The organism is Rhodococcus sp. T7 (genome assembly GCF_009872365.1).
Taxonomy (GTDB): Bacteria; Actinomycetota; Actinomycetes; order Mycobacteriales; family Mycobacteriaceae; genus Rhodococcus_F.
Genome location: NZ_WXYH01000156.1, coordinates 1 through 3,527 on the forward strand (window position 1 = coordinate 1; position 3,527 = coordinate 3,527).

A 3,527-nucleotide genomic window follows, 5' to 3' on the forward strand; every position below is an offset into this window, starting at 1 on the left:
TGCCGCCGAGGATCTTGATCCGCCGCGGAGCGCCGTCCGAGACGACGTCCTCCGACATCAGCACCGGCGTCCAGTACTGACGCATCAAGACACCCATCGGCGCGTCACCCTCCACGCGGGTGAGCAGGTCGTTGTCTTGCTTGTTCAGCATGAGTTCTCTCCAAGTTCGGGGTCTGACGACCGGGCTGCGGTTCCAAGTTCGTCGAGGGTGGAGGATCCGTACCTACTCGATCTGCGACTCGGCCGGTGACGCTGGTGATCCATCCCACGCGCTTATTTTGAATATTACCGTCTCATAATAGACGTGGCAAGGAAACGGACGACACGACTTGTCCGATCGCTCCTACGCGGACCGCTCGCATCCCACGGCCTGCGCGAATGCGAGCAACTCCCGCTCGAGCGCGTCGGGCTCTTCCAGCATCGGATAGTGGCCGCACCCCTCGATCGTGACCAGTCGCGACCGCGTCAACTGCTCCGAGAGCCAGGCCGCACCCCGCGCGGAATGCACGGGGTCGGCACGTCCCACCACCTGCAGGACCGGCAGGCGAACGTCCGCGAGCGCGTCGATCTGGTCGGATTCGAGCATCGAGCGGTAGCACTCGATCGCCGCCCACGACGGCATCTGCAACGACACCCGCATGAGCCACTCGATCGTCGATTCCGTCGGCGGCTGCGCGAACGCACCCGCGAGGTTGGTCCGCCGCGACCCCAGCCGATCGGCGTTCTCCGCGTCGAGGAGACGCGGCAGCACCTCGCTCGCGGGCGCACCGAACGGGAAGTCCGCGCTCCTGCTGGCGCGGACCGCATTCGATCCCACCAGCACGAGCCCGGCGATCCGGCCGGAGTCCAGTGCCGCGGCTTTGAACCCCACCTGCCCGGCGAACGAGTGCCCGACCAGTGTGACCCCGTCGAGATCGAGGGTCTCGATCACGTCGAGCAGGTCACGGGCCAGCTGCGGGACGTCGTACCCGTGGCGGGGCTTGTCCGAATGGCCGTGCCCCCGCTGATCCACACAGATCGCCCGGAAACCCGCGTCGGCCAGCACCCGCACCTGGCGATCCCACACCGAGTGGTCGAGACCGAAACCCGCCACCAGCACGACCGGCGGTCCCTCGCCGAGCTCGTGCACGGCGAGGCGGACACCGCTGCCGACCCCGATCAGGTCCATCAGGCGCCGTCCGCCGCAGTCGCCGGGGCGGCGAGCAGCTCGGCCGTATCCCGGTAGTACGCGCGGATCGCGATCGCCTTGCCGTTCTCGAATGTCCACTCCTCGACGGCGCCGGACGCGATCGGCGCCCCGCCACCCGGCGGGTACCAGTCGAACGACAGCCGCGCGGCAATGCGGTCGCCGCCGTCGACGAGCGCATCGAGGGTCAGTCCGCGGGGACCGACGTCCACCACACCGCGGGCCATGGCCTGGAACATTGCGCGAAGTCGCCGCGCGCCCTCGACCCGGCCGCCGTAGGGGAGGGACGACGGCATCTCCACGAAGATCGCGTCGTCGAAGCCGGCGTCGGCCAGTTCCCCCAGTCGCTCGGGATCCTGGTCGATGAGCGCGCCGTAGAACGCGCCGACCACCTCGGCCGGTGTGAGTGTGACGTGAGTGCTGTCAGGCATGTCGGGTCCTTTCCCGATTTCCACGAATCATCGGCCGAACTCGGCCACGTACTTCTGGAACGCCGGCTGCGTGACCGACGACGCCTGCGCCCACGACTCGAATTCGAGTACCGACGCCAGGTCGCCGTCCTGGGCGAGCTGAACCGCGCGCTTCATGTCCGCGAGCATCCCGCGATCACGCGTCGAATACCGCTCCGCGAGTTCGAGTGCCGTTGCGACGGGGTCGTCCGCGAGTTCGGTCGCCAAGCCCTCGCGGTACGCCTCGTCCGCTCCGATCGTCTTCGCGCCGAGGATTGTCGCCATCGCACGGTCGGCGCCCATCCGGCGCGTCAGGAACCAGCTGCAGCCACCGCCGGGGTGCAGGCCGATGTCGGCGAACGACACCACGAAGCGTGCTCGTGGACCGGCGACCACGACATCGCAGGCCAGCGCGATGTTGACGCCCGCGCCGACTGCGGCGCCCTGCACCGCCGCGATCGTCGGGATCTTCAGGTCGTGGATCCCGAGGAAACTCGCGTACACCGTCTTGAGTTCGTCGCGGATCTCCGCGGGCGGCCGGGTGGTGTCGCCGAACAGGCTGCCGACGTCGGCGCCCGCGCAGAACGCCCGGCCCGCGCCCGACACGACCAGCGCACTCGCCTCCCGGTCCGCGGCGACGGTGGCGATCGCGGCGGCAAGCTCGTCGAGCATGTCCCGATCGAGGGCGTTGAGGCGCTCAGGCGCGTTGAGTTGGATGTGGCGAACCGGTCCCCGGTTCGTCAGCTCGATCGTCGAGCCCATTACACGATCACACTCCCGGCTTCGGCTGCCGGCTCGCCCGGCAGCGGTGTTTTGTTGCTTTCACAGTTGTTGCCGCCCTTACCGATTCCGCGGAGGAGCGGCGCCATCCGACGTGCGATCAGGTCGACCGTGCGCTCGACCGTCTTCTCCGGCATGCCACCGACGGAGGCCCACAGAAAGACCGTGTCGACCGGGCAGTCGCCGATCCAGGCGGCGAACCGGGCGGTCAGGTCTTCCGGTGTCCCGAACCAGAATGCACCCGGGCCGGACAGTGACCTGTTCCGTCCGGCCGCAGGGTCGTATTCCCGCGGCGGCGGCCCGTCGACTCCGCGGGCCATGTGACGTCGGTACGAGTTCTGCTGATACGCGATGTACCCGGACATCTCGGACCACTCGCGGTCCGGATCCTCACTCGGAAGCGCGAAGAACGGACCGCCCATGCGCCCGGTGCCGGGGTCGAGGCCCGCGTCGGCGCGTCCCTGCCGGTACGCGGGCATCAGGTCGGGATTCACGAACAGCAGGTTTGCGCCGAGTCGCCCGGCGCGACGCGCGCCGTATTCGCCGCCGCTGCCCAGCCAGATCGGGATCGGCGACTGGACCGGCGCCGGTGTCACCCGCTTCCCGGACCACATCTCGCGCAGTTCGGACACCTGACCGGTCATGGTGGCGAAGCGCGCGTCGCGGTCGGCGCCGTAGAGATCGAACTCGGCCTGCTGATAGCCCGCGCCGAGCCCCAGGTCGAGACGGCCGTCGGAGATCAGATCGACGACCGCCGCCTGCTCTGCCAGTTCGACGGTGGCGTGCAACGGGGCGACGACGAGCGCGGTTCCCACCCGGACGGTGCGTGTGCGCGCGGCGACCGCCGCGGCGAACGTGAGCGCCTGCGGGAGGTAGCCGTCGTCGAACCCGTGGTGTTCGCTGACCCAGATGGAGTCGAGGCCCGAGGCCTCGGCGAACTCGCACATCTCGAGGGTGTGCGCGTAGACGCGGGCCGGGTCGAGTCCCGATCCGGGTGGCACCCGCAAATCGAAATACACCCCGACCTTCATGCCGGTCAGCGGAAGTCCATCCAGTGTCCGTGCGGGGTCCAGCCCATCAGGAACGGAATCTCGATCCGCGCGACCGGCCCC

Annotated in this window: 4 protein-coding genes; all 4 read right to left on the reverse strand. The window is 69.0% G+C overall.

Translation table 11 applies throughout. From position 1 onward, the window contains the following. Positions 1 to 343 precede the first annotated feature (343 nt). Positions 344 to 1,168, reverse strand: coding sequence for an alpha/beta fold hydrolase (locus MLGJGCBP_RS17225; protein ID WP_160097139.1), 825 nt, complete (start codon positions 1,166 to 1,168; stop codon positions 344 to 346). Beyond that, the gene (locus tag MLGJGCBP_RS17230; RefSeq protein ID WP_160097141.1) at positions 1,168 to 1,617 is read right to left on the reverse strand and encodes a nuclear transport factor 2 family protein; all 450 of its coding nucleotides are present in this window, start codon (positions 1,615 to 1,617) and stop codon (positions 1,168 to 1,170) included. Before MLGJGCBP_RS17230 ends, MLGJGCBP_RS17225 begins: the two co-directional genes overlap by 1 nt. A gap of 27 nt (positions 1,618 to 1,644) precedes the next feature. Then, positions 1,645 to 2,397: an enoyl-CoA hydratase gene (locus tag MLGJGCBP_RS17235; protein WP_160097143.1), complete on the reverse strand. Its 753-nt coding sequence runs from the start codon at positions 2,395 to 2,397 to the stop codon at positions 1,645 to 1,647. Further along, positions 2,397 to 3,527: LLM class flavin-dependent oxidoreductase (locus MLGJGCBP_RS17240; RefSeq protein ID WP_236581160.1), on the reverse strand; the 1,131-nt coding region annotated here is incomplete at its 5' end. The genes MLGJGCBP_RS17235 and MLGJGCBP_RS17240, both read right to left, overlap by 1 nt.